This window comes from Rhizobium sp. NPDC090275 (assembly GCF_044772225.1).
Taxonomy (GTDB): domain Bacteria; phylum Pseudomonadota; class Alphaproteobacteria; order Rhizobiales; family Rhizobiaceae; genus Rhizobium.
On sequence record NZ_JBIVYL010000002.1, the window covers coordinates 255909 to 278227 of the forward strand.

Consider the following 22319-nt stretch of genomic DNA (forward strand, 5'->3'; position numbering starts at 1 on the left):
GCTATGTTTTTATATAAGGCTATCGTCTTTCTTCCCCTGATCGGCGCGATCATAGCCGGCCTTTTCGGCCGTGCGATCGGCGCCAAGGCGTCGGAATTCGTCACCACGGGTCTGATGATCATCGCGGCGGTCTTGTCGTGGTACGTCTTCATCACCGTCGGCATGGGCCATGTCGAAGGCGGCCCGATCAAGGTCGAGGTCCTGCGCTGGATCCAGTCCGGCGGCATCGACGTCTCCTGGTCGCTGCGCATCGACACGCTGACGTCGGTCATGCTGATCGTCGTCAACTCGGTCTCGACGCTCGTCCATCTCTATTCGATCGGGTACATGCACCATGACCCGCATCGCCCGCGCTTCTTCGCCTATCTGTCGCTCTTCACTTTCGCGATGTTGATGCTGATCACGTCGGACAACCTTGCCCAGATGTTCTTCGGCTGGGAAGGCGTGGGTCTGGCGTCCTATCTGCTGATCGGCTTCTGGTTCAAGAAGCCGTCGGCGAACGCCGCCGCCATGAAGGCCTTCATCGTCAACCGCGTTGGCGACTTCGGCTTCATCCTCGGCATCTCGAGCGTTTTCGTCCTCTTCGGCGCCATCAACTTCGACACCATCTTCGCCAATGCCGCGAGCTTCGCGCATGAAGGCGGCGAGGGCGGCGAAGTGGTCCTGAACCTCTTCGGCATGCACCTCGACAAGGCACACGCGCTGACCGGCGCCTGCCTGCTGCTGTTCATGGGCGCGATGGGTAAGTCGGCGCAGTTCCTGCTGCACACGTGGCTGCCTGACGCCATGGAAGGCCCGACACCTGTGTCGGCGCTCATCCACGCCGCGACCATGGTCACCGCCGGCGTCTTCCTCGTCGCCCGCATGTCGCCGCTGTTCGAACTGTCTCCGGATGCACTGACCGTCGTCACCATCATCGGTGCGATCACTGCCTTCTTCGCGGCCACCGTCGGCCTCGTGCAGAACGACATCAAGCGCGTCATCGCCTACTCGACCTGCTCGCAGCTCGGCTACATGTTCGTCGCTCTCGGTGTCGGCGCCTATGGCGCGGCCATCTTCCACCTGTTCACGCACGCTTTTTTCAAGGCACTGCTCTTCCTTTGCGCCGGCTCGGTCATCCACGCCGTCGATGGCGAGCAGGACATGAGAAACATGGGTGGCCTGCGTCCGCACATCAAGGTCACGTTCCTGATGATGCTGATCGGCACGCTCGCCATCACCGGCGTCGGCATTCCGTTCACGCCGTTCGGCTTCGCTGGCTTCTTCTCGAAGGACGTGATCATCGAGGCGACCTATGCATCGCATTCGCCGGTCGCTGGCTTCGCCTTCGCCATGCTGGTTATCGCGGCTCTGTTCACGAGCTTCTATTCCTGGCGCTTGATGTTCCTCACCTTCTTCAACAAGCCGCGCGCGTCGCACGAGGTCATGCACCACGTGCACGAATCGCCGCAGGTCATGCTGATCCCGCTCTATCTGCTGGCGATCGGCGCGGTCTTCGCGGGCTGGTTCTTCGAAGGGCACTTCTACGGCGAGGAATATGCGGAGTTCTGGAAGGGCGCGCTCTTCACCTCGGAGCACAACGAGCTGGTCCACGAGTTTCACCACGTTCCGGCCCTCGTAGCCCTCAGCCCCTTCATCGCCATGGTGATCGGTTTCGTGACCGCCTGGTACATGTACATCAAGTCGCCATCGACGCCGGCCGTGCTCGCACGTCAGCATCGGGTGCTCTACCAGTTCCTCTTGAACAAGTGGTACTTCGACGAGCTCTACGACTTCCTCTTCGTCCGTTCGGCAAAGGCCCTTGGCCGCTTCCTGTGGAAGAAGGGTGACGTCGGCGTCATCGACACCTACGGCCCGAACGGCATTGCCGCCCGCGTCGTCGATGTCACCAACCGCGTCGTGCGCCTGCAGAGCGGTTACCTCTATCACTACGCGTTCGCCATGCTGATCGGCGTTGCAGCGCTCGTTACCTGGATGATGCTCGGGAGTGCCCTCTGATGACCGATTGGCCTATTCTTTCCACGGTCACCTTCCTGCCGTTCGTCGGCGTGGTGCTCCTGCTTTTGATGAATGAGAACGGCCCGAACGGCCGCCGCAACGTCCTCAACATTGCCCTGTTGACGACCGTCGTGACCTTCATCCTGTCGCTCTTCATCTGGATCGGTTTCGACAATGCGAACCCGGGCTTCCAGATGATCGAGAAGCACGGCTGGCTCGGCACGGGCATCAGCTACCATCTCGGTGTCGACGGCATCTCCATGCTGTTCGTCATCCTCTCCACCTTCCTCATGCCCTTCTGCGTGCTCGCCAGCTGGTTTTCGGTGGAGAAGCGCCTGAAGGAATACATGATCGCCTTCCTGATGCTGGAAGTGATGATGGTCGGCGTCTTCGTGTCGCTCGATATCGTTCTCTTCTACGTGTTCTTCGAAGCCGGCCTGATCCCGATGTTCCTGATCATCGGCGTTTGGGGTGGCAAGGATCGCGTCTACGCCAGCTACAAGTTCTTCCTCTACACGCTGCTCGGCTCCGTGCTGATGCTGCTCGCCATCATGGCCATGTACTGGCAGGCCGGCACGACCGATATCTCGGCGCTGCTCGCCTACAAGTTCCCGCCGCACATGCAGACCTGGCTATGGCTGGCCTTCTTCGCCTCGTTCGCGGTGAAGATGCCGATGTGGCCGGTCCACACCTGGCTTCCCGACGCCCACGTTCAGGCGCCGACGGCCGGTTCCGTCATCCTGGCGGGCGTTCTCCTGAAGCTCGGCGGCTACGGCCTCATCCGCTTCTCGCTCGGCATGTTCCCTGTTGCTTCCGATTTCTTCGCGCCCATGGTCTTCGCCATGTCCGTCATCGCCATCATCTACACCTCGCTGGTGGCGCTGATGCAGGAAGACATCAAGAAGCTGATCGCCTACTCATCGGTTGCCCACATGGGCTACGTGACGATGGGTATCTTCGCAGCCAACGCGCAGGGTCTGCAGGGTTCGATCTTCCAGATGCTGTCGCACGGCATCGTCTCGGGCGCGCTCTTCCTCTGTGTCGGCGTGGTCTATGACCGCACCCACACCCGCGAGATCGCGGCCTATGGCGGCCTCGTCAACAACATGCCGAAATATGCTGTTGCGATGATGGTCTTCACCATGGCGAACGTCGGTCTTCCCGGCACCTCGGGCTTCATCGGCGAATTTCTGACGCTGATCGGTGTCTTCCGGGTCAACAGCTGGGTTGCGCTCTTTGCCGCCACCGGCGTCATCCTCTCGGCCGCTTACGCGCTCTGGCTCTATCGCCGGGTGATCTTCGGCACGCTGGACAAGGAAAAGCTCAAGGCTCTCCTCGACCTGTCGCCGCGCGAGCAGCTGATCCTCTACCCGCTGATTGCTCTGACGATCTTCTTCGGCGTCTATCCGGCTCCGGTCTTCGATGTGACCGCTGCCTCCGTCGACCATCTGATCAACAGCTATTCGGCCGCAGTCCAGGCAGCGCATGACGTCGCGCTGTCGATGAAATGATGACGGGACTTTTGTGATATGACCTCTGAAACACTACTCGCAAGCCTGCATCTTTCGATACCGGAACTGATCCTCGCGATCGGCTCTCTGGTCCTGCTGATGATCGGCGTATTCTCGGGAGAGCGCTCCGGCCGCATGGTCAGCGTTCTCGCGATCATCCTTTTGGCAGTCGCGGCCCTCTGGCTGGTCTTCGCTCCGAGCGAAGGCCTTGCCTATGGCGGCGTCTTCCTGGCTGATGGCTTCGGCCGCTTCATGAAGGTGACGGCTCTGGTCGGCTCCATCGTGGCGCTGTTCATGTCGCTCGGCCTTGCCAGGGAAAACCAGATCGACAAGTTCGAGTTCCCGGTTCTGATCGTGCTCTGCACGCTCGGCATCCTGCTGATGATCTCGGCCAACGACCTGATCTCGCTCTACCTCGGCCTCGAGCTGCAGTCGCTCGCGATCTACGTCATCGCCGCGATCAACCGCGACAGCGTCAAGTCGACGGAAGCTGGCCTCAAGTATTTCGTGCTCGGCGCTCTGTCGTCAGGCATGCTGCTCTACGGCATGTCGCTGGTCTATGGCTTCACCGGCCACACCCACTTCGCCGATATCGCCCAGGCGCTGACGGTGGATGGCGCGCGCTCGCTCGGCCTGATCTTCGGTCTGGTCTTCATCCTCGCCGGCATCGCATTCAAGATCTCGGCCGTTCCGTTCCACATGTGGACGCCTGACGTATACGAAGGTGCGCCGACCCCGGTCACGGCCTTCCTGGCAAGCGCGCCTAAGATCGCCGCCATGGCCATGATGACGCGTATCGTCATCACCGCCTTCCAGCCCGTCATGGCGGACTGGCAGCAGGTCGTGGTATTCATCTCGATCGCCTCGATGCTGCTCGGTTCTTTCGCCGCGATCGGCCAGAAGAACATCAAGCGACTGATGGCCTATTCTTCGATCGGTCACATGGGCTACGCGCTGGTCGGTCTTGCCGCCGGCTCGCAGACGGGCGTTTCGGGCGTCATGCTCTACATGCTGATCTACATGGTCATGACGCTGGGCTCCTTCGCGATCATCATGTCGATGCGCCGCAAGGATGGCACCGTCGTTGAAAACGTGGCCGATCTCGCAGGCCTGTCGACCACCAATCCGATGATGGCGACGGTTCTCACCATCCTGATGTTCTCGCTGGCCGGTATTCCGCCGCTGGCTGGCTTCTTCGGGAAGTACTTCGTCTTCGTCGCCGCCATCGAAGCCAAGCTCTATGCGCTTGCCATCATCGGCGTCCTCGCATCGGTTGTCGGCGCCTACTACTATCTGCGCGTCATCAAGCTGATGTGGTTCGATGAAGCCACCGGCGAATTCGCCCGCGTCTCCGGCTCGCTGCGCCTCGTCTTCGGCGTCTCCGGCCTGTTCGTTCTCGCCTATGTGCTCATCGGCGGTCCGATCGGTGGTGCGGCCGAACTCGCAGCCGCGACGCTGTTCTGATGAGCTTCGACCCACGGCGCTTGAAGTCGCTCGACGACTTCAGGCACGAGGCTCTGTCGGAGACATTGTCCACCAATAGCGAATGCCTTGCCCGGGCCCGGGCAGGGGATGCTGGTCGCCTCTGGGTGACCGCGGAAAGACAGACCGGCGGCCGCGGCCGCCGTGGTCGTCCTTGGGTGTCTGAACCCGGCAACCTCTACGCCTCTCTTCTCTTGATCGATCCCGCGCCGATGGAGCGCATCTCGTCCCTGCCGCTGGCGATCGCGGTGGCCGTGCACGAGGCGGTGCGGATGGTGCTGCCTCCGAGTGCCGAGCCGCTCGAGGTGAAGTGGCCCAACGACATCCTGATCGGCCGCAAGAAGACATGCGGCATCCTCATGGAGGGCGAGGCCCTGGCCGACGGCCGCTACGCCCTTGTCATAGGCATCGGCATCAACGTCGCCTTCATGCCCGACAATCCGCTCTATCCCGTGACCTGCCTGCGAGAGCAGGGAAGTTCGGCCTCTCCACAGGAACTCTTCGCGCACCTGTTCGCATCCATGGCCGATGTGCTATCAGCGTGGGACCGCGGCCGCGGTATTCGCGATATCACCGCCCGTTGGCGCGATGTGGCTTGCGGTATTGGCGAAAAGATAACCGTGAATCTGCCGGACCGTTCGATTTCCGGCCACTTCAGCGGAATTGATGATAATGGCCTGTTGCTGCTCGATACGGGGGCAGGCAGGATGATGACGATCGCCGCCGGCGACGTCTTCTTTGGATGATTGGAAAAACAAGCAGTATGGCGAAGCAGGACGAACTGGTATTTCTGCCTTTGGGCGGCGTTGGCGAGATCGGTATGAATCTCGCCCTTTACGGCTATGGCCCGTCCGCGCATCGCCAGTGGATCATGGTCGACTGCGGCGTGACCTTCCCGGGTCCCGATCTGCCGGGAGTAGATCTGGTTCTGCCCGATATTCGCTTCCTCGCCAAGGAACGCAAGAACCTGAAGGCGATCTTCATCACCCACGCGCATGAGGATCACTATGGCGCGCTGGCCGATCTGTGGCCGGGCCTCAATGTTCCCGTCTACGCGTCGGGCTTCACGGCGGGGCTGCTGGAAGCCAAGCGCAACTACGAAAAATCGACGATGGTCGAAATCCCGATCACGCCCTTCACAGCAGGGACAGTGGTCAATGTCGGCCCCTTCAGCGTCGAAGGCGTGGCCGTCAATCACTCGATCCCCGAGCCGATGTCGCTGATGATCCGCACGCCCTTGGGCAACGTCATCCACACCGGTGACTGGAAGATCGACCACGAACCGTCGCTCGGCCCGCTGACCGATGAGGCACGCTTCCGCCAGCTTGGCGATGAAGGCGTGCTCGCCTTGATGTGCGATTCGACCAATGCGCTCCGCGACGGCGTCTCGCCGTCCGAAAAGGACGTCTCTGAAAGCCTGCGCAAGATCATCGAGAATGCCGAAGGTCGCGTCGCGATCACCACCTTCTCCTCGAACGTCGGCCGTATCCGCACCGTGGCTGAAGCCGCCGAAGCCGCCGGACGCGAAGTCCTGCTGCTCGGCAGCTCGCTGAAGCGGGTCGTCAACGTCTCCCGCGATCTCGGCCTGCTCGATGGCATCAAGCCGTTCATCGCCGAAGAGGAGTACGGTTATATTCCGCGCGAAAACGTCGTCGTCATCCTCACCGGCAGCCAGGGCGAGCCGCGCGCAGCGCTTGCCAAGCTCTCGCGTGACGAGATGCGCAACGTGGCGCTTGCGGCCGGCGATACGGTCGTCTTTTCCTCGCGAGCCATCCCGGGCAACGAGAAGGCCATTCAGGACATCAAGAACGGCCTCGTCGAGCAGGGCGTTCACATCATCACGGATAGTGAGGCGCTCGTTCACGTCTCCGGCCACCCGCGCCGCAACGAACTGCAGAAGATGTACGAACTGACACGGCCGACCGTCGTCGTTCCCGTGCACGGCGAAGCCACGCATCTGACCGCCCACAAGGAACTCGCGGAGCAATCCGGCATCTCCACCGTTCCGCGCGTGCGCAACGGCGATGTCCTCCGCCTGGCGCCCGGTACGGTGGAAGTGATCGACGAAGCCCCGCATGGCCGTATCTTCAAGGACGGCACGCTGATCGGCGATTTCGACGAAATGGGTATCGGCGACCGCAAGAAGCTCTCCTATGTCGGGCATGTCGCGCTGAACGTCGTGATCGACGCCCGCTTCGATATCATCGGCGAGCCCGACATGGTGGCGATCGGCCTGCCTGTGTATGACGATGAAGGCGATGAGTTCGAGGACACGCTCTATGACGCCGCGCTGAGCGCCTTCGAGAGCATTCCGCGCGCGCGCCGCAAGGATCTGGACCTGCTGCAGGAATCGATGCGTCGGGCGGTTCGCTCGACGGCCAACCAGATCTGGGGCAAGAAGCCGCTGGTCACCGTGTTCGTCACCAAGGTCTGACCCTATGCTCGGCCGCGTCAACCATGTCGCCATTGCCGTTCCCGATCTCGCAGCCGCCACGGCCGCATATCGGGACATGCTGGGCGCCACGGTATCGGCGGCCGAGGCATTGCCGGAACACGGCGTCACTGTCGTTTTCGTCGAACTGCCGAATACCAAAGTCGAACTGCTTGAGCCGCTCGGCCCGCAATCTCCGATAGCGGCCTTCCTGGAGAAGAACCCGTCCGGCGGCATGCATCACATCTGTTATGAGGTGGCCGACATCATCGCGGCCCGCGACCAGATGCTGGCCGCCGGGGCGAGGGTGCTTGGCAACGGCGAGCCGAAGATCGGCGCCCACGGCAAGCCCGTGCTGTTCCTGCATCCAAAGGATTTCTTCGGCACGCTGATCGAGCTCGAGCAGGTCTGATCGGCTGCGGCAGAGTGACCCAAACGTCGCCAAGACTGGACAAGCCCCTCAACACCACTTTGTATCGTCGCTGTTCCGTCTTATAAGGGCGATGGCCCGATGCGGCCGCTTGGGTGGGAGATCTTATGCTGCAGACATTTCTACAGGGCTTTGCCGTCTACTTCATCGTCTGGTGGATGACGCTCTTTGCCGTCTTGCCGATCGGCTTGCGGACGCAGGCGGAGGACGACGATATCGTGCCCGGCACCGTGCATAGCGCACCAACGCGTTTTCGGCCGCTCTTCACCTTCTCGCTGACGACGCTGGTCTCCGCCGTCATCTACACCCTCTGGTATGTCTCTTCGACCTATTTCGGCTGGGGCTTCGACGCCCTCCCGCAGATCGGTCCATCATTTTCGAATGTTTGAGAGCGCTTAAGGGCGTTTGCTCAGCAATTGAGCAGATGCGAGCGAAGGCGCGTCATACGCGTGTCATCAAGTTGCGGCATGCAGGTGCCGTAACGGAATGGGCAGCTTACGTTGCGGAAGATGGGCGTTTCGAGCGAGGGACGCGGTGTCAAAAAGCCAAAAAAAAACAAGGCTAAAAGCCTTGTTTTAAGTATCGCGTGATCCTTAACCGTTACCGGGGCTGCGACAAGCGCGCCTAAGATCTGATCCTCCCAAGACTTGACCGCGAAAATGGTAGGGATTTGAACTCCCTGCCTGTTTTGTGGGCTAAAGCTAGCTCAAAGATTGTGCTTTGTCATCAGATTTTTTTGCATTTTTGCTACACTCGAGTAAATTTTTTCTGTTGATAAGAGTTTCGCGCAAGTCATTATAATTTCGCCGCTTTCTTGGTTTCTTCGGTTTGCGGGCTCCAACTTGCTCTAAGAGAAGCCTGTGGAAATCCCTCGCGGGTTTCCTTCCTGCCGCGAAGCGGTTATGAACGCTGCCAACATTGTGATTGCCTTCGATTCCGCTATTTGGCGGCGTCTCAACAGCTCTGGAATTCGCCATGCGTCTGTCTCGCTACTTCATGCCCATCCTCAAGGAAAACCCCAAGGAGGCTGAAATCGTCTCCCACCGGTTGATGCTGCGCGCCGGCATGATCCGGCAGCAGTCGCAGGGGATCTACTCCTGGCTGCCGCTGGGCAAGCGCGTGCTCGACAAGGTCAACAACATCATCCGCGAGGAGCAGAACCGCTCCGGCGCCATCGAGCTGTCGATGCCGACCCTGCAGTCGGCCGAGCTCTGGCAGGAAAGCGGCCGCTACGACGCCTACGGCAAGGAGATGCTGCGCATCAAGGACCGCCAGGACCGTCCGATGCTGTACGGCCCGACCAACGAAGAAATGGTCACCGATATTTTCCGGTCTTCGGTCAAGTCTTACAAGGACTTGCCGCTCAACCTCTATCACATCCAGCTGAAGTTCCGCGACGAAATCCGTCCGCGCTTCGGCACCATGCGCTCGCGCGAATTCATGATGAAGGACGCCTATTCCTTCGACATGACCCGCGAAGGCGCCGAGCATTCCTACAAGAAGATGTTCGCGGCCTATCTGCGCACCTTCGATCGTCTCGGCCTGCGCGCCATTCCCATGCGCGCTGACACCGGCCCGATCGGCGGCGATCTCAGCCACGAGTTCATCATCCTTGCCGACACCGGTGAATCGGAAGTCTACAGCCACAAGGATTTCGTGAATTTCGATATCCCCTCGGTCGACACCAACTTCGACGACGTCGCCGGTCTGGATGCGATCTTCAAGAAGTGGACCTCGGTTTACGCCGCCACCTCCGAGATGCACGACGAAGCCGCTTTCGACGCCATCCCCGAGAGCGATCGCCTGTCCGCACGCGGAATTGAAGTCGGCCATATCTTCTACTTCGGCACGAAATATTCCGAGCCGATGGGCGCGAAGGTGCAGGGACCGGATGGCAAGGAACACGCCGTCCACATGGGTTCGTACGGTATCGGCCCGACACGCCTTGTTCCCGCCATCATCGAAGCATCGCATGACGAGAACGGAATCATCTGGCCGGCCTCGGTCGCGCCTTTCGATGTCGTCGTGATCAACATGAAGGCCGGCGACGCCGCTTGCGACGCAGCCTGCGAGAAGATCTACGCCGAGCTCTCCAAGGCCGGCGTCGATGTTCTCTATGACGATACCGACGATCGCGCCGGCACCAAGTTCGCGACTGCGGACCTGATCGGTGTGCCCGTACAGATCATCGCCGGCCCGCGCGCGGTCGCGAACGGCGAAGTGGAAGTCAAGGACCGCAAGACTGGCGCCCGCGAAACGATGACCATCGACGCGGCAATCAATAAGCTCTTGGGCTAAGAAAAGGCGGGAGGCGAAATGGCAGACGCAGCGGTGAGCCAGCAGGGATCCAAATCCGGCTCGGCTGCGGCCAGCAGGCCATTTTCCGCTTTCGAGCGACTTGTGGCGTGGCGCTATCTGCGCGCACGCCGCAAGGAAGCCTTCATCTCGGTGATCGCAGGCTTCTCTTTCATCGGCATCATGCTCGGCGTCGCGACGCTGATCATCGTCATGGCCGTGATGAACGGTTTCCGCACCGAGCTGATCTCGCGCATCCTCGGCATCAACGGCCACATGATCGTGCAGCCGGTCGATGGTCCGTTCACGGATTATCCGGCGCTGACCGATCGCCTGGGCGCCGTGCCCGGCATCAAGGTGGCGCTGCCGCTCGTGGAAGGCCAGACGCTGGCCTCCGGTGCCGGCGGTGCCGGCACCGGCGCGCTGGTTCGCGGCATCCGCGCCGAAGACCTGAGCAAGGTGAAAACCGTCTCCGACAACATCAAGTCCGGCGACCTCGTCGGCTTTGCCGCCGGCCAAGGCGTTCTCATCGGCTCGCGCATGGCGGATCAGCTGGGACTGCAGGCGGGTGACAATATTACGCTGATATCACCGGAAGGTGACGTGACGCCGATGGGCATCAATCCGCGCGTCAAATCCTACAAGGTCTCGGGCATCTTCGAGATCGGCATGTCGGAATATGACGCGACGATCATCTATATGCCGCTCGAGGAAGCACAGCTCTATTTCAACGCCGAAGGGCTGGTGCAGTCGATCGAGCTCTATGTCGACAATCCCGACAATATCGATGAGCTCCGCCCCAAGGTAGAGGCCGCAGCCGGCCGCCAGATCGCGATCACCGACTGGCGCCAGCGCAACCAGACCTTCTTCTCAGCGCTGCAGGTCGAGCGCAACGTCATGTTCATGATCCTGACGCTGATCGTTCTCGTGGCCGCCCTGAACATCATCTCCGGCCTCATAATGCTGGTGAAGGACAAGGGCAGCGATATCGCGATCCTGAGAACCATGGGCGCGAGTTCCGGCGCCATCATGCGGATATTCTTCATGACAGGCGCCGCGATCGGCCTGGTCGGCACCTTCGCCGGCGTGCTGCTCGGCGTTATCGTCTGTATCAATATCGAGAAGATCCGCGCGTTCTTCTCCTGGCTGTCGGGTACGGTGCTGTTCGACCCGCAGCTCTACTTCCTCAGCCAGCTGCCGGCCAAGATGGAGGTCGGCGAAACGGTCTCCGTCGTCGTCATGGCGCTGACGCTGTCTTTCTTCGCGACAATCTTCCCCGCATGGCGCGCTTCCAAGCTCGATCCCGTGCAGGCCCTGCGCTACGAATAAGGAATGCTGATTACATGAAGCGGAATACCGTTCTCAAGCTTTCCGGCGTCGAGCGTCACTATGGCCAGGGAGAGACCCAGCTTTCGATCCTCAAGAAGGCCGACCTGACCATCAACAGCGGCGAGATCGTCGCGCTTGTGGCGCCGTCGGGCACCGGCAAGTCGACCCTGCTGCATCTGGCGGGCCTGCTCGAGCATCCCGATGGCGGCGAAGTCACCATCAGCGGCAATGCCTGCAATGGCCTCTCGGACGACAAGCGTACGGCGATCCGCCGCAGCGAGATCGGCTTCGTCTACCAGTTCCACCACCTGCTTCCCGAATTCTCGGCGCTTGAAAACATCATGATGCCGCAGATGATCGCCGGCCTGCCGCGCAACGAAGCCAAGGTGCGGGCAGGGCAGTTGCTCGACTACATGCGCATCGGCCACCGCGGCGCCCATCGCCCCGGCGAATTGTCTGGTGGTGAACAGCAGCGCGTGGCGATCGCCCGCGCCGTCGCCAACGCGCCGAGCCTCCTGCTCGCCGACGAACCAACAGGCAACCTCGACCCCGAGACGGCGAGCTATGTCTTCGAAGCCCTGGAGGCCTTGGTGCGCCAGTCCGGCCTCGCGGCGCTGATCGCCACCCACAACCACGAGCTCGCGGCCCGCATGGACCGCCGCGTCACCATCGCCGACGGCAAGGTCGTGGATTTCTGAGATTTCACTGTCGGGTCAGGACCAGTCTAGCCGCCGCAGATCGACTGCCCGGTTTCGTCCTTCCAGTCGGCAATCGTGATCGTGCGCGCCTCGGCCTTCGCATCCTTGCCGTCCCGCTGCAGCTTGCCGGTGAGCGCATTGTAGTCGCACGAGCCGCCGCCATCGGGATTTAGCGTATCGTAATGGCTGTAGGTGTAGCCAGCGACGACGAACTGGTTGTTGCGGTAAGCAAGCGTCAGCGTCTGCTCCCACCGGTCGCGGCCGATGGCGCTGTTCTGCGAGTGGATGGCTATCGAGCTCTTGCCTGCCGCCTTGATCGACGGCTCCTGGCCGTAAATCCCTTCAGCCACCGTGGTTCCCCAGATCTTGCCGGGTGCGCTGGTCGTAAGCCGCAACAGGTCGTGGTCATCCCGCAGATAGATGTAGACGCCAAGCTGGTCGTCGGCGGCATCATCTGGGGCCTCGGCGAGCAGCGCCAGATCCGGCTTCCCGTCGCCGTTCCAGTCGCCGACGGCCGCATCGACGATGCGCGCGGGATCAGGATCCGCGCCGAAGGCCGCGTTGGCCGAAAGCAGGACTGCCACAAAGATGAATCGCCGCATGCTCGTCTCCCGTTTGCCGTTAACCAAACAGAAAACAATCCTGTTGACAACGGAACAAGAGAGGAACAAAATAAAAACATAAGAGCACAGGAGAGCCAAATGACTGACATGATCCGCGATATCGCAGCATTCACCTCCATCGCAATGTTCATTGCCAGCTTCTCTTTGATCTGCATGGCAATGTAAGAATAACGGGGACCGCATGACTGTCATGCGGTCCGATAGTACCCGTCTCTCTGGACATCGGCGTCCCCAAATCCGACAATGCATCCGATTCATACGGATGCGCGGAAAGGCATATCATGGCGGGCACTGAAAACGGCGCGAGCGACTTCATCGGCGGTACGCCGGGCTTCGTTCACCTGCGTGTGCACTCCGCCTTTTCGCTGCTTGAGGGGGCGTTGCCGCTCAAGAAGATCCTCTACAAGGTATCGGGCGATAGCCAGCCGGCGATCGCCATCACCGATACCAACAATCTATTCGTCGCACTGGAATTTGCGCAGAAGTCGATGGACGAGGGCCTGCAGCCGATTATCGGCTGCCAGGTCTCCATCGATATGGAAGACGGGCTTGAGACCGAGCGGCGCGGCGGCCAGCAACAGCTGGCGAAACTGCCGTCGATCGTGCTTCTGTCCGCCACCGACGCCGGCTATGAGCGGCTAGTGGATCTCGTCAGCCGCGCCTATCTCGGCGGCGAGGGAGGCGGGCAGGCGGTCCACATCAAGGCGTCGTGGCTGGACGAGCTCGGCACCGAGGGGCTGATCGCGCTGACCGGCGCATCGACCGGTCCGATCGATATGCCACTGAAAGATGGGCACATCGCGCCGGCGACCGCGCGCTTGCTGTCTCTGAAGGACAAGTTCGGCGACCGGCTCTACATGGAGCTTCAGCGCCAGGGCACCTACGACAAGCGCCACGAGCAGCGTGTGATCGGCCTTGCCTATGAGCACGAGATCCCGCTCGTCGCGACCAACGAAGCCTTCTTCCCGACCCGCGACGATTATGACGCGCACGACGCGCTGATGGCCGTTGCGCACAACGCCATCGTCTCCGACGACACGCGTTTTCGCCTGACGCCGGATCACTATCTGAAGAGCCGCGCCGAGATGGTGAAGCTTTTCGCCGATCTGCCCGAGGCGCTCGAGAACACGGTGGAAATCGCCCGTCGCTGCTCCTTCGTCCTGAAGACCCGCAAACCGATCCTCCCGCGCTTCACCGGCGCCACGGCTGATCCTGAAGAGGCGGAGCGCGCCGAATCGCTGGAACTTCGCCGCCAGGCAGTCGAAGGCTTGGACATGCGCCTCGCAACGCTCGGCATGTCGGCGGGCTACGAGGAGAAGGATTACCGCGACCGCCTGGAATTCGAGCTCAGCGTTATCGAGCGCATGAAATTCCCGGGCTACTTCCTGATCGTTGCCGACTTCATCAAGTGGGCGAAGCTGCAGGATATTCCTGTCGGCCCCGGCCGTGGCTCCGGCGCGGGCTCGCTTGTCGCCTACGCGCTGACGATCACCGACGTCGATCCGCTGCGCTTCTCGCTGCTCTTCGAACGCTTCCTCAATCCGGAACGCGTCTCGATGCCCGACTTCGATATCGACTTTTGCCAGGATCGCCGCGAAGAGGTGATCCGCTACGTGCAGAAGAAATACGGCCGCGAGCAGGTGGCGCAGATCATCACCTTCGGTTCGCTACAGGCGCGCGCCGCCCTTCGCGACGTCGGCCGCGTGCTTGAAATGCCCTACGGCCAGGTCGACAAGATCTGCAAGCTGGTGCCGAACAATCCGGCCAACCCCACGCCGCTGTCGAAGGCGATCGAGGAAGAGCCGAAACTGCAGGAAGAGGCCGACAAGGAGCCCGTCGTCGCCCGTCTGCTCGATATCGCCCAGAAGATCGAAGGTCTCTACCGTCACGCGTCGACCCACGCCGCCGGCATCGTCATCGGCGACCGCCCACTGTCGAAGCTGGTGCCGATGTACCGAGACCCGCGCTCCGACATGCCGGTCACCCAGTTCAACATGAAGTGGGTCGAGCAGGCTGGTCTCGTCAAGTTCGACTTCCTCGGCCTGAAGACGCTGACGACGCTAAAGGTCGCCGTCGATTTCGTCGCCAAGCGCGGCATCAAGGTTGATCTCGCCGCGATCCCGCTCGATGACAAGCTGACCTACGAGATGCTGTCGCGCGGCGAAACGGTCGGCGTGTTTCAGGTGGAAAGTGCCGGCATGCGCAAGGCGTTGATCGGCATGCGGCCGGACTGCATCGAGGACATCATCGCGCTCGTGGCGCTGTATCGTCCGGGTCCGATGGAAAACATCCCGACCTACAATGCCCGCAAGCATGGCGAGGAAGAGCTCGAATCGATCCATCCGACCATCGATTACCTGCTGAAGGAGACGCAAGGCGTTATCGTCTACCAGGAGCAGGTCATGCAGATCGCTCAGGTGCTGTCGGGCTATTCGCTCGGCGAGGCCGATCTTCTGCGCCGCGCCATGGGTAAGAAGATCAAGGCGGAGATGGACCAGCAGCGCGAGCGCTTCGTCGTCGGCGCCGTCAAGAACGGCGTGTCGAAGCCGCAGGCCGATAACATCTTCGAGCTTCTGGCGAAGTTCGCCAACTACGGCTTCAACAAGTCGCACGCCGCAGCCTACGCCATCGTCTCCTACCAGACCGCCTACATGAAGGCGCATTATCCGGTCGAGTTCCTCGCCGCCTCGATGACGCTCGACATGTCGAACACCGAAAAGGTCAACGACTTCCGCCAGGATGCCAAGCGCCTCGATATCGAGGTGATCGCGCCCTCCGTGCAGACCTCGTTCCGCCACTTTCAGACCGGCGACAACCGCATCTATTACGCGCTGGCGGCGCTGAAGGGTGTCGGCGAATCGGCCGTCGATCATATCGTCGAGGTGCGCGGCGACACGCCGTTCGCCAGCCTTGAGGATTTCTGCTTGCGCATCGATCCCAAGCAGGTCAACCGGCGCGTGCTGGAAAGCCTGATCTTCGCCGGCGCCTTCGATTGCTTCGATCTCGATCGCGCCCAGCTTTCGGGCGGCATCGATCGCATCATGGGCTATGCCCAGCGCGCCCAGGAAAACAAGCTGAGCGGCCAGTCGGATATCTTCGGCGGCGTGTTGTCATCGGGCCCGGAAAAGATCTCGATGCCGCCTTTCTCGCCTTGGCTGCCCTCGGAGCGCCTGCTCAAGGAATTCCAGGTCCTAGGTTTCTACCTGACGGCCCATCCGCTCGATAGCTACAGCAGCGTGCTGGAGAAGATGCGCGTCCAGACCTTCGGCGATTTCGCGGCCGCCGTGAAGCAGGGCGCCAGCAATGCGCGCCTTGCCGGCACCGTCATTTCCAAGCAGGAGCGCAAGACGCGCACCGGCAACAAGATGGGCATCATCGTCTTCTCGGATTCATCCGGCCAGTTTGAAGCGGTACTCTTCTCGGAGATGCTGAACCAATATCGCGACATGCTGGAATCGGGAAAATCCTTCGTCATTACCGCCACCGGCGAAGAGCGGCCGGAGGGCATTGGCCTCCGCATCCAGACGATCCAGTCGCTGGAAGAGAAGTCGCTGCAGATGCAGAAGGCGCTCCGCGTCTATGTCCGCGATTCCGGTCCGTTGCGCGCCGTTGCCGCCCATCTCAATGCCAGGGGCGACGGCCTCGTCTCCTTCATCGTCATCAAGGAAGATGGCAAGCGCGAGATCGAGGTGGAGTTGGCGCAGAAATACCGGATCACGCCCGAAATCGCCGCCGCCATGCGCTCGGCCCCGGGGGTGATCGATGTGGAACTCGTCTAACCGCGCGTCAGCGTGATGAAGTCGGTGCCCTGACCGGTCTCCGGGCCGACGCCGGTGTCGGAGATCGTCAGTGTCGATCCCGGCGTCAGCATGGAGTCGATCCGTTGCCGGGTGTCATCAGGAATGGTGATCCGGCCGAGCGCGTTCAGGATCGGCGTGCCAGAGATGATCGAGCTTTCCATCGTGCTGATGCCCAGCCGCTTCATCGTCTGGCTGGTCAAGGTGTTGGGCAGCGTCACGCCCAGCCACTCGGTGGTGCCGTCTTCGAAATTCACCTCGTGCGCGCTGAAGAAATGCGTCCCGAGGGCCAGTTCCGGTTGGGCGATCGTCACCGGCGCCTCGAATACCTGCTGGAATCCCTGCCGCACCATGATCACGCCATTCGGCGGCTCGCCCTTGCCAGCGGCGCTATAGACCGCGCGTAGCAGGTCGTCACTGATGAGTGACTTGGCGGCATCAGGGCTCATCGGATGCTGCTTCTTGAACTCGCCGATCGCCTGAACCGTCGCCGGCCCGAGATAGCCGTCGGCGTTGCCGACGGCAAATCCAAGCTCGGCGAGATAGGTCTGCAGGTCGATGATCGTCTCGCGCTGCGCCCGGCGGGTGATCAGGATCTTCACCGGCTGGTCGTTGACGGGCGCCACGATCGGCTGCACCTGCAGCCGCGGCATCGCCACCTCGTTCATCGCCACCTGCACCGGCAGCGAGCCGATGGCCGGCCGGAGTTCGACGTCGGACAAAAGCGGCGCCGGAGGTGGCGCGTGTGGGCTGAACAGCAGCGGATGATCGACCGGCTCCGGCGCAAGCTGCGCATCGGTGATGATCACGGGCACGCCCATCTCGGTCATCTTGTAGAGCTGTTTTGCAAATGCGTCGGGCATGCGCACGCAGCCGTGCGAGGCGGGATAGCGCGGCACGGAATTCGACTGGTGGAGCGCAATGCCCGACCACGTCAGCCGCTGCATGAACGGCATCGGCGCGCCCGAATAGATGTTGGATTCGTGGTAGGTCTGCTTCTCGATCACCGAGAAGATGCCGCTCGGCGTGGTGTGGCCGGACTTGCCGCTCGATATCTTCGACGTGGCGATGACATCGGCGCCGTCATAGACGGCCAGAGACTGCTTGCTCTTTGAAACGAAGATCTGCAGCGCCCGCGCGTCCGTGGCGAACGCGGGGTGCACGAGGGCGGTGGCCGACAGCAAGCCGAGCCCGAAGACGAGACGCGAGAACATTTGAACCCAACCGATACGCAATACTACAGGCCGGAGGGTAATGCTCGAAACTTAAGGAATATTTGAAATGAGCGACCCCGAGTAGGGCTCACATATTATTGATTGCGCTTGCTTCCGAACGTATAGCCGGTCTCGACCGTACCCTTGCCGAACTTGTCGCGCAGCTTGTCCATAGCGGCCTCGGCAGCGGCACGTCGCCCGGATTGAACGTCGATCAGGTCGGGCGGATCGGCGCGCGTGGGGTCGCAAAGGTCGGTTACGCCGATACCGATCAGCCGGAACTTGGTTCCGTCGGTTTCTTTCTGCAGCAGTTCGATGCCGGTGCGGAAGATCCGGTCGGCAAGCTGCGTCGGGTCCTCCAGCTTGCGGTTGCGCGTGCGCGACTTGAAGTCCGCCGTCTTCATCTTCAGAACGACCGTGTGGCCGGCGATATCGCCCTTCTTCAGGCGCCAGGCGACTTTCTCGGAGAGATTGCGCAGCACCGGAACGAGTTCCTCATATCGCCAGATGTCGTCGAAGAAGGTCGTCTCGGCCGAAACGCTCTTGGCGGGATCGTTGAGGTGCACATCGCGGTCATCGATCCCGCGTGATAGCCGCGACAGCCGCTGCCCCATGGTGCCGTAGCGGCGCATCAGGTCTGTCTCGTCCATGGTCTGCAACTGGCCGATGGTGCGGATTCCGTCGGCCTCCAGCGTCGCGGCGAAGGCCTTTCCCACGCCCCAGATCGTCGTCACCGGACGCGGCGCCAGAAACGAAACCGCTTCCTCGCGACCGATCACCGAGAATCCACGCGGCTTCTGCAGGTCGGAGGCAACCTTCGCCAGGAACTTGCAATAGGAGAGCCCGATCGAAACGGTGATTCCGATCTCCTTCTCGACACGGCGGGCGAACTTCGCCAGCGTGCGCGCCGGCGGGTCGTTGTGCAGCCGCTCCGTGCCGCCGAGTTCCAGAAACGCCTCGTCGATCGATAGCGGCTGAACCAGCGGCGTCAGCTCCTGCATCATCGCCCGCACCTCACGGCCGACCTTGACGTATTTCTCCATGTTGGGAGGGATCACCACCGCCTGCGGGCAGGCCTCAAGCGCCTTGAACATCGGCATGGCCGAGCGCACGCCGTAGATCCGCGCCACATAACAGGCTGTCGACACCACGCCGCGTTTTCCCCCACCGATGATGACGGGCTTGTCGGCCAGCTCGGGATTGTCGCGCTTCTCGACGGAGGCATAGAAGGCATCGCAGTCGATATGCGCGAGCGTCAGGCCGTAGAGCTCGTCGTGGCGAACGAGGCGGGGGCTGCCGCAGGCAGCACAGCGTCGCCCCTCCGCCTTCTGCTCGGCAAGGCAGTCGCGACAGAAGCCGGGTGTCTTGGCAGGATTGGCGGTCATCGACGGGAACAAAGGTTGAACATCCCGACATTACGCTCTAAGTTCGAGAGTCTCAAGAGGATGTCGGCGCTTATGCGCTGGTTTTGCTGAGCGACGTCGTGGTCGAAAAATGCCGACGCATCAGCTCGGCTGCATGCGTCCAGTCGGACGCTTGGACGATTGTGCCGGTGGGCGGCGGCGCGAATGGCTTGAAATCGGCATTCGCCATCATGTTGAGCAGCAGACACTCCGGCACATGGTCGGCAACGGAAAGGAGGTTGCGTTGTATATCGTCGATAAAGGCGACGGGCAGCTCCCGGCGGTCATGCAGCGCCGCCACGATCGGCCCCTTGGGCTGTTCCGAGGCGATCATGTCGAAGCACAGGTCGAACCGGTCGAGAAGCTTGCGGCGCACCTCGTGGTGGCGCGGCGGCATCGCCGTGAGAAACACGATGTCGGCATCGGCGGCCAGCGCATGCAGCGTCTCGACGGCACGCTCCGCCGGCTCCTGCCACAGATCCTGGGTCTCGAAGAATATCTCGTGGAAGCGGTCGAACGCCTCCCGGTCCATCTCCGCCCCATCAAGCAGCGACACGATATTGCCGTGCAGCCGGAAGGAGCGCGGCAGAAGATCGTAATCGTGCGAGCGCAGGAAGCGGGTGAGGGGCGAGAGAAACTCCAGCACCACCTCGTCGATATCGCAGACGATCAGCGGGCGATCACCGAGGCGCACCTGAGAGGGATCGGTGACCACGCTCATGATCAATACTCGCCCGAGCCGAGACCGGCAGGAGAGAAATGCTGCCAGGCAGCATTGAGCACCTCCGGCGGCGTCCCGCTTGCCTGGCAGAACGCCAGCGCCGTCGGCTCATGCTGCATCAGGAAGTCCATCATCCCCGATAGGAACCCCGGATCATTGATCGCGTTGCGCACTTGGGCCGGCTCGACGCCGGTCAGCGCCAGGAATCGGCCAAACAGATCAGGTTCGTTTGCGAGCCAGGCGAGAACCGCGATGGCCGTCTCTTGCGGGTCGGCGGCGCGTTGCTTTGAAGTCTTGAAGTTGCTCTGCATTTCTTGCGGTAAATTACCTATTTTTCAACCAAATACCGATAGCGTGCCGCAATCGGTTTCATGGCGGCCGGTGCGCTCGCGGGTTTAGTTCCGCATGGCGAAACGGTTTTCATGACGGACTTAGGATCGCGTTCGATGCCCAAACAAGTGATGATTGTAGAGGATAACGAGCTTAACATGAAGCTCTTTCGCGACCTGATCGAGGCGTCCGGCTACAGGACCATCCAGACCCGCAACGGTATGGAAGCGCTGGATCTTGCCCGCAAGCATCGCCCCGATCTGATTCTCATGGACATCCAGCTGCCAGAAGTTTCCGGGCTCGAAGTCACCAAGTGGCTGAAAGAGGACGACGAGCTCCACGTCATTCCCGTCATCGCCGTCACCGCCTTCGCGATGAAGGGTGATGAGGAACGCATTCGCCAGGGCGGCTGCGAGGCTTATGTCTCCAAGCCGATCTCCGTTCCGAAGTTCATCGAGACGATCAAGACCTACCTGGGCGACGCCTGATAGATCGGAAAGAAGCTTATGACCGCGCGCATTCTCGTCGTTGATGATATCCCGGCAAACGTGAAGCTGCTCGAAGCGCGGCTGATTGCCGAGTATTTCGACGTGCTGACCGCGTCCGACGGCTATCAGGCACTGGCGATCTGCGAGCGCAACCAAGTCGATCTCATCCTGCTCGATATCATGATGCCGGGCATGGACGGCTTCGAAGTCTGCGAGCGGCTGAAGTCCAACCCGAAGACATCGCATATCCCCGTCGTCATGGTTACCGCGCTCGATCAGCCGGCCGACCGCGTGCGTGGCCTGAAGGCCGGCGCCGACGACTTCCTGACCAAGCCGGTCAACGACCTGCAGCTGATCGCGCGCGTCAAGAGCCTGCTGCGCCTGAAGACGCTGAGCGACGAACTGCGCATCCGCGCCCAGACGGCGCACACGATGGGCATCGACGAATTGCTGCGCGCCGATCAGCGCGGCGAGGAGGGCGGCCAGATCATGCTGGTCGATGGCCGCGCCAATTCGCAGGAGCGGATCATCAAGGCGCTGAAGCCGATCGGCAACGTGTTTGCCATTTCGGATGCCCAGGCCGCCGTTTTCGAAGCATCCGAAAATCCGTTCGACCTCGTGATCGTCAATTCCAATATCGACGACTACGACCCGCTCAGGCTTTGCTCGCAGCTTCGCTCGCTGGAGCGCACCCGTTTCCTGCCGATCCTGATCATCACCGAGCAGGGCGATGACGAGATGGTGGTGCGCGCGCTCGATCTCGGCGTCAACGACTACATCGTCCGCCCCGTCGATCCGAACGAGCTGGTCGCCCGCAGCCTCACGCAGATCCGCCGCAAGAATTACAATGACCGCCTGCGAGCCAATGTGCAGCAGACGATCGAGCTCGCGGTCACCGATCCGCTGACGGGCTTGAGCAATCGACGCTATCTCGACAATCATATCAGCACGCTCTTCAATCGCTCGATGGCGCGCGGTCGCCCGCTGTCGGTGCTGATCGCGGACATCGACCGCTTCAAGCAGATCAACGACACCCACGGCCACGATGCCGGCGACGATATTCTGCGAGAGTTCGCCAATCGCGTCCGCTCCACGGTTCGCGGTGCCGATCTCGCCTGCCGCTATGGTGGCGAGGAATTCGTCGTCGTCATGCCCGACACCTCGCCGGAGATCGCGGCCTCGGTGGCCGAGCGCTTGCGCGGCGTCATCGAAAGCGTACCCTTCGTGGTGAAGGGTACGGGCCAGGAGTTGCAGGTGACGGCATCGTTCGGCATCGCATCGCGCACGCCGCAGGTCATCACGCCCGGTCATCTGCTGAAGCAGGCCGACGTTGCGCTTTATGAAGCGAAGAACGGCGGTCGCAACCGAGTCGTCGCCGCGGCCTGATATTGGCAACGGCCGTTTAGCGCCTAAGACCGGCAGCGCATTGATCATCCACAGAAAGTTGAACGGGCGCCGATCCGGCCCTGTGTGCGGATTAGCCGCAAGTAGTAGTGCCGGGTTTTGACCTCAGCGCCGCCCGCGACAGGCGATCCAGGTCAGCACAGACGCTGTCGGCCTCAGAAGAAA

General features: G+C 61.5%; 18 protein-coding genes. 13 read left to right on the forward strand and 5 right to left on the reverse strand.

Annotation, left to right across the window (positions count from 1 at the left end):
* Positions 1-3: 3 nt before the first annotated feature.
* The 10 genes from nuoL to ACIQUB_RS05530 all read left to right on the forward strand — a co-directional run bounded on the left by nuoL (position 4) and on the right by ACIQUB_RS05530 (position 12174).
* The gene (nuoL, locus tag ACIQUB_RS05485; RefSeq protein WP_047509993.1) at positions 4-1998 is read left to right on the forward strand and encodes an NADH-quinone oxidoreductase subunit L; all 1995 of its coding nucleotides are present in this window, start codon (positions 4-6) and stop codon (positions 1996-1998) included.
* Positions 1998-3509 (forward strand): NADH-quinone oxidoreductase subunit M, encoded by a 1512-nt coding sequence (locus ACIQUB_RS05490; RefSeq protein ID WP_018900200.1) that lies wholly within the window; start codon positions 1998-2000, stop codon positions 3507-3509. Before nuoL ends, ACIQUB_RS05490 begins: the two co-directional genes overlap by 1 nt.
* 18 nt (positions 3510-3527) lie before the next feature.
* Entirely contained in the window at positions 3528-4973 is a 1446-nt protein-coding gene (nuoN, locus tag ACIQUB_RS05495) for an NADH-quinone oxidoreductase subunit NuoN (protein WP_113238565.1), read from the forward strand.
* A complete protein-coding gene (locus ACIQUB_RS05500; RefSeq protein ID WP_112941540.1) occupies positions 4973-5737 on the forward strand; it encodes a biotin--[acetyl-CoA-carboxylase] ligase in 765 nt (254 codons plus the stop codon). Before nuoN ends, ACIQUB_RS05500 begins: the two co-directional genes overlap by 1 nt.
* Before the next feature lie 17 nt (positions 5738-5754).
* Positions 5755-7425, forward strand: coding sequence for a ribonuclease J (locus ACIQUB_RS05505; RefSeq protein ID WP_018900197.1), 1671 nt, complete (start codon positions 5755-5757; stop codon positions 7423-7425).
* A 4-nt stretch (positions 7426-7429) separates the two neighbouring features.
* Positions 7430-7834 carry a methylmalonyl-CoA epimerase gene (gene mce / locus ACIQUB_RS05510; protein ID WP_113238566.1) on the forward strand — a complete coding sequence of 135 codons (405 nt, stop codon included), beginning with the start codon at positions 7430-7432 and terminating at the stop codon, positions 7832-7834.
* 125 nt (positions 7835-7959) lie between these two features.
* Entirely contained in the window at positions 7960-8241 is a 282-nt protein-coding gene (locus ACIQUB_RS05515) for a DUF1467 family protein (protein ID WP_113238567.1), read from the forward strand.
* 586 nt (positions 8242-8827) lie between these two features.
* On the forward strand, positions 8828-10150 hold the full coding sequence (proS, locus tag ACIQUB_RS05520; RefSeq protein WP_018900194.1) for a proline--tRNA ligase: 1323 nt from the start codon (positions 8828-8830) through the stop codon (positions 10148-10150).
* 18 nt (positions 10151-10168) lie between these two features.
* Positions 10169-11476 (forward strand): lipoprotein-releasing ABC transporter permease subunit, encoded by a 1308-nt coding sequence (locus ACIQUB_RS05525; RefSeq protein ID WP_113238568.1) that lies wholly within the window; start codon positions 10169-10171, stop codon positions 11474-11476.
* A 14-nt stretch (positions 11477-11490) separates the two neighbouring features.
* Complete coding sequence (locus tag ACIQUB_RS05530) at positions 11491-12174, forward strand: ABC transporter ATP-binding protein (RefSeq protein ID WP_111561297.1); 684 nt, start codon at positions 11491-11493, stop codon at positions 12172-12174.
* 26 nt (positions 12175-12200) lie between these two features.
* Here ACIQUB_RS05530 and ACIQUB_RS05535 read toward each other — a convergent pair whose 3' ends face one another.
* Positions 12201-12776, reverse strand: coding sequence for a hypothetical protein (locus ACIQUB_RS05535; protein WP_402928829.1), 576 nt, complete (start codon positions 12774-12776; stop codon positions 12201-12203).
* A gap of 302 nt (positions 12777-13078) precedes the next feature.
* Between ACIQUB_RS05535 and dnaE the strand changes: the two genes are divergently transcribed.
* Positions 13079-16576 carry a DNA polymerase III subunit alpha gene (gene dnaE / locus ACIQUB_RS05540; protein WP_113237078.1) on the forward strand — a complete coding sequence of 1166 codons (3498 nt, stop codon included), beginning with the start codon at positions 13079-13081 and terminating at the stop codon, positions 16574-16576.
* On the opposite strand, the gene ACIQUB_RS05545 is transcribed toward dnaE, so the two are convergent.
* From ACIQUB_RS05545 to ACIQUB_RS05560, 4 genes are all read right to left on the reverse strand, one after another.
* Entirely contained in the window at positions 16573-17808 is a 1236-nt protein-coding gene (locus ACIQUB_RS05545; RefSeq protein WP_113237079.1) for a L,D-transpeptidase family protein, read from the reverse strand. The genes dnaE and ACIQUB_RS05545 overlap by 4 nt on opposite strands.
* 95 nt (positions 17809-17903) lie before the next feature.
* Positions 17904-19193, reverse strand: a complete 1290-nt coding sequence (locus ACIQUB_RS05550; protein WP_113237080.1) for a DNA polymerase IV — start codon at positions 19191-19193, stop codon at positions 17904-17906.
* Positions 19194-19263: 70 nt separating this feature from the next.
* Positions 19264-19932: a hypothetical protein gene (locus ACIQUB_RS05555; protein ID WP_113237081.1), complete on the reverse strand. Its 669-nt coding sequence runs from the start codon at positions 19930-19932 to the stop codon at positions 19264-19266.
* 2 nt (positions 19933-19934) lie between these two features.
* Positions 19935-20243 carry a DUF3572 domain-containing protein gene (locus tag ACIQUB_RS05560; protein ID WP_111561303.1) on the reverse strand — a complete coding sequence of 103 codons (309 nt, stop codon included), beginning with the start codon at positions 20241-20243 and terminating at the stop codon, positions 19935-19937.
* Positions 20244-20378: 135 nt separating this feature from the next.
* On the opposite strand from ACIQUB_RS05560, the gene ACIQUB_RS05565 reads away from it, so the two are divergent.
* Both ACIQUB_RS05565 and ACIQUB_RS05570 read left to right on the forward strand, forming a co-directional pair.
* Entirely contained in the window at positions 20379-20750 is a 372-nt protein-coding gene (locus ACIQUB_RS05565) for a response regulator (protein ID WP_018900184.1), read from the forward strand.
* 18 nt (positions 20751-20768) lie between these two features.
* On the forward strand, positions 20769-22136 hold the full coding sequence (locus tag ACIQUB_RS05570) for a PleD family two-component system response regulator (RefSeq protein WP_113237082.1): 1368 nt from the start codon (positions 20769-20771) through the stop codon (positions 22134-22136).
* The last annotated feature ends 183 nt before the right edge of the window (positions 22137-22319 follow it).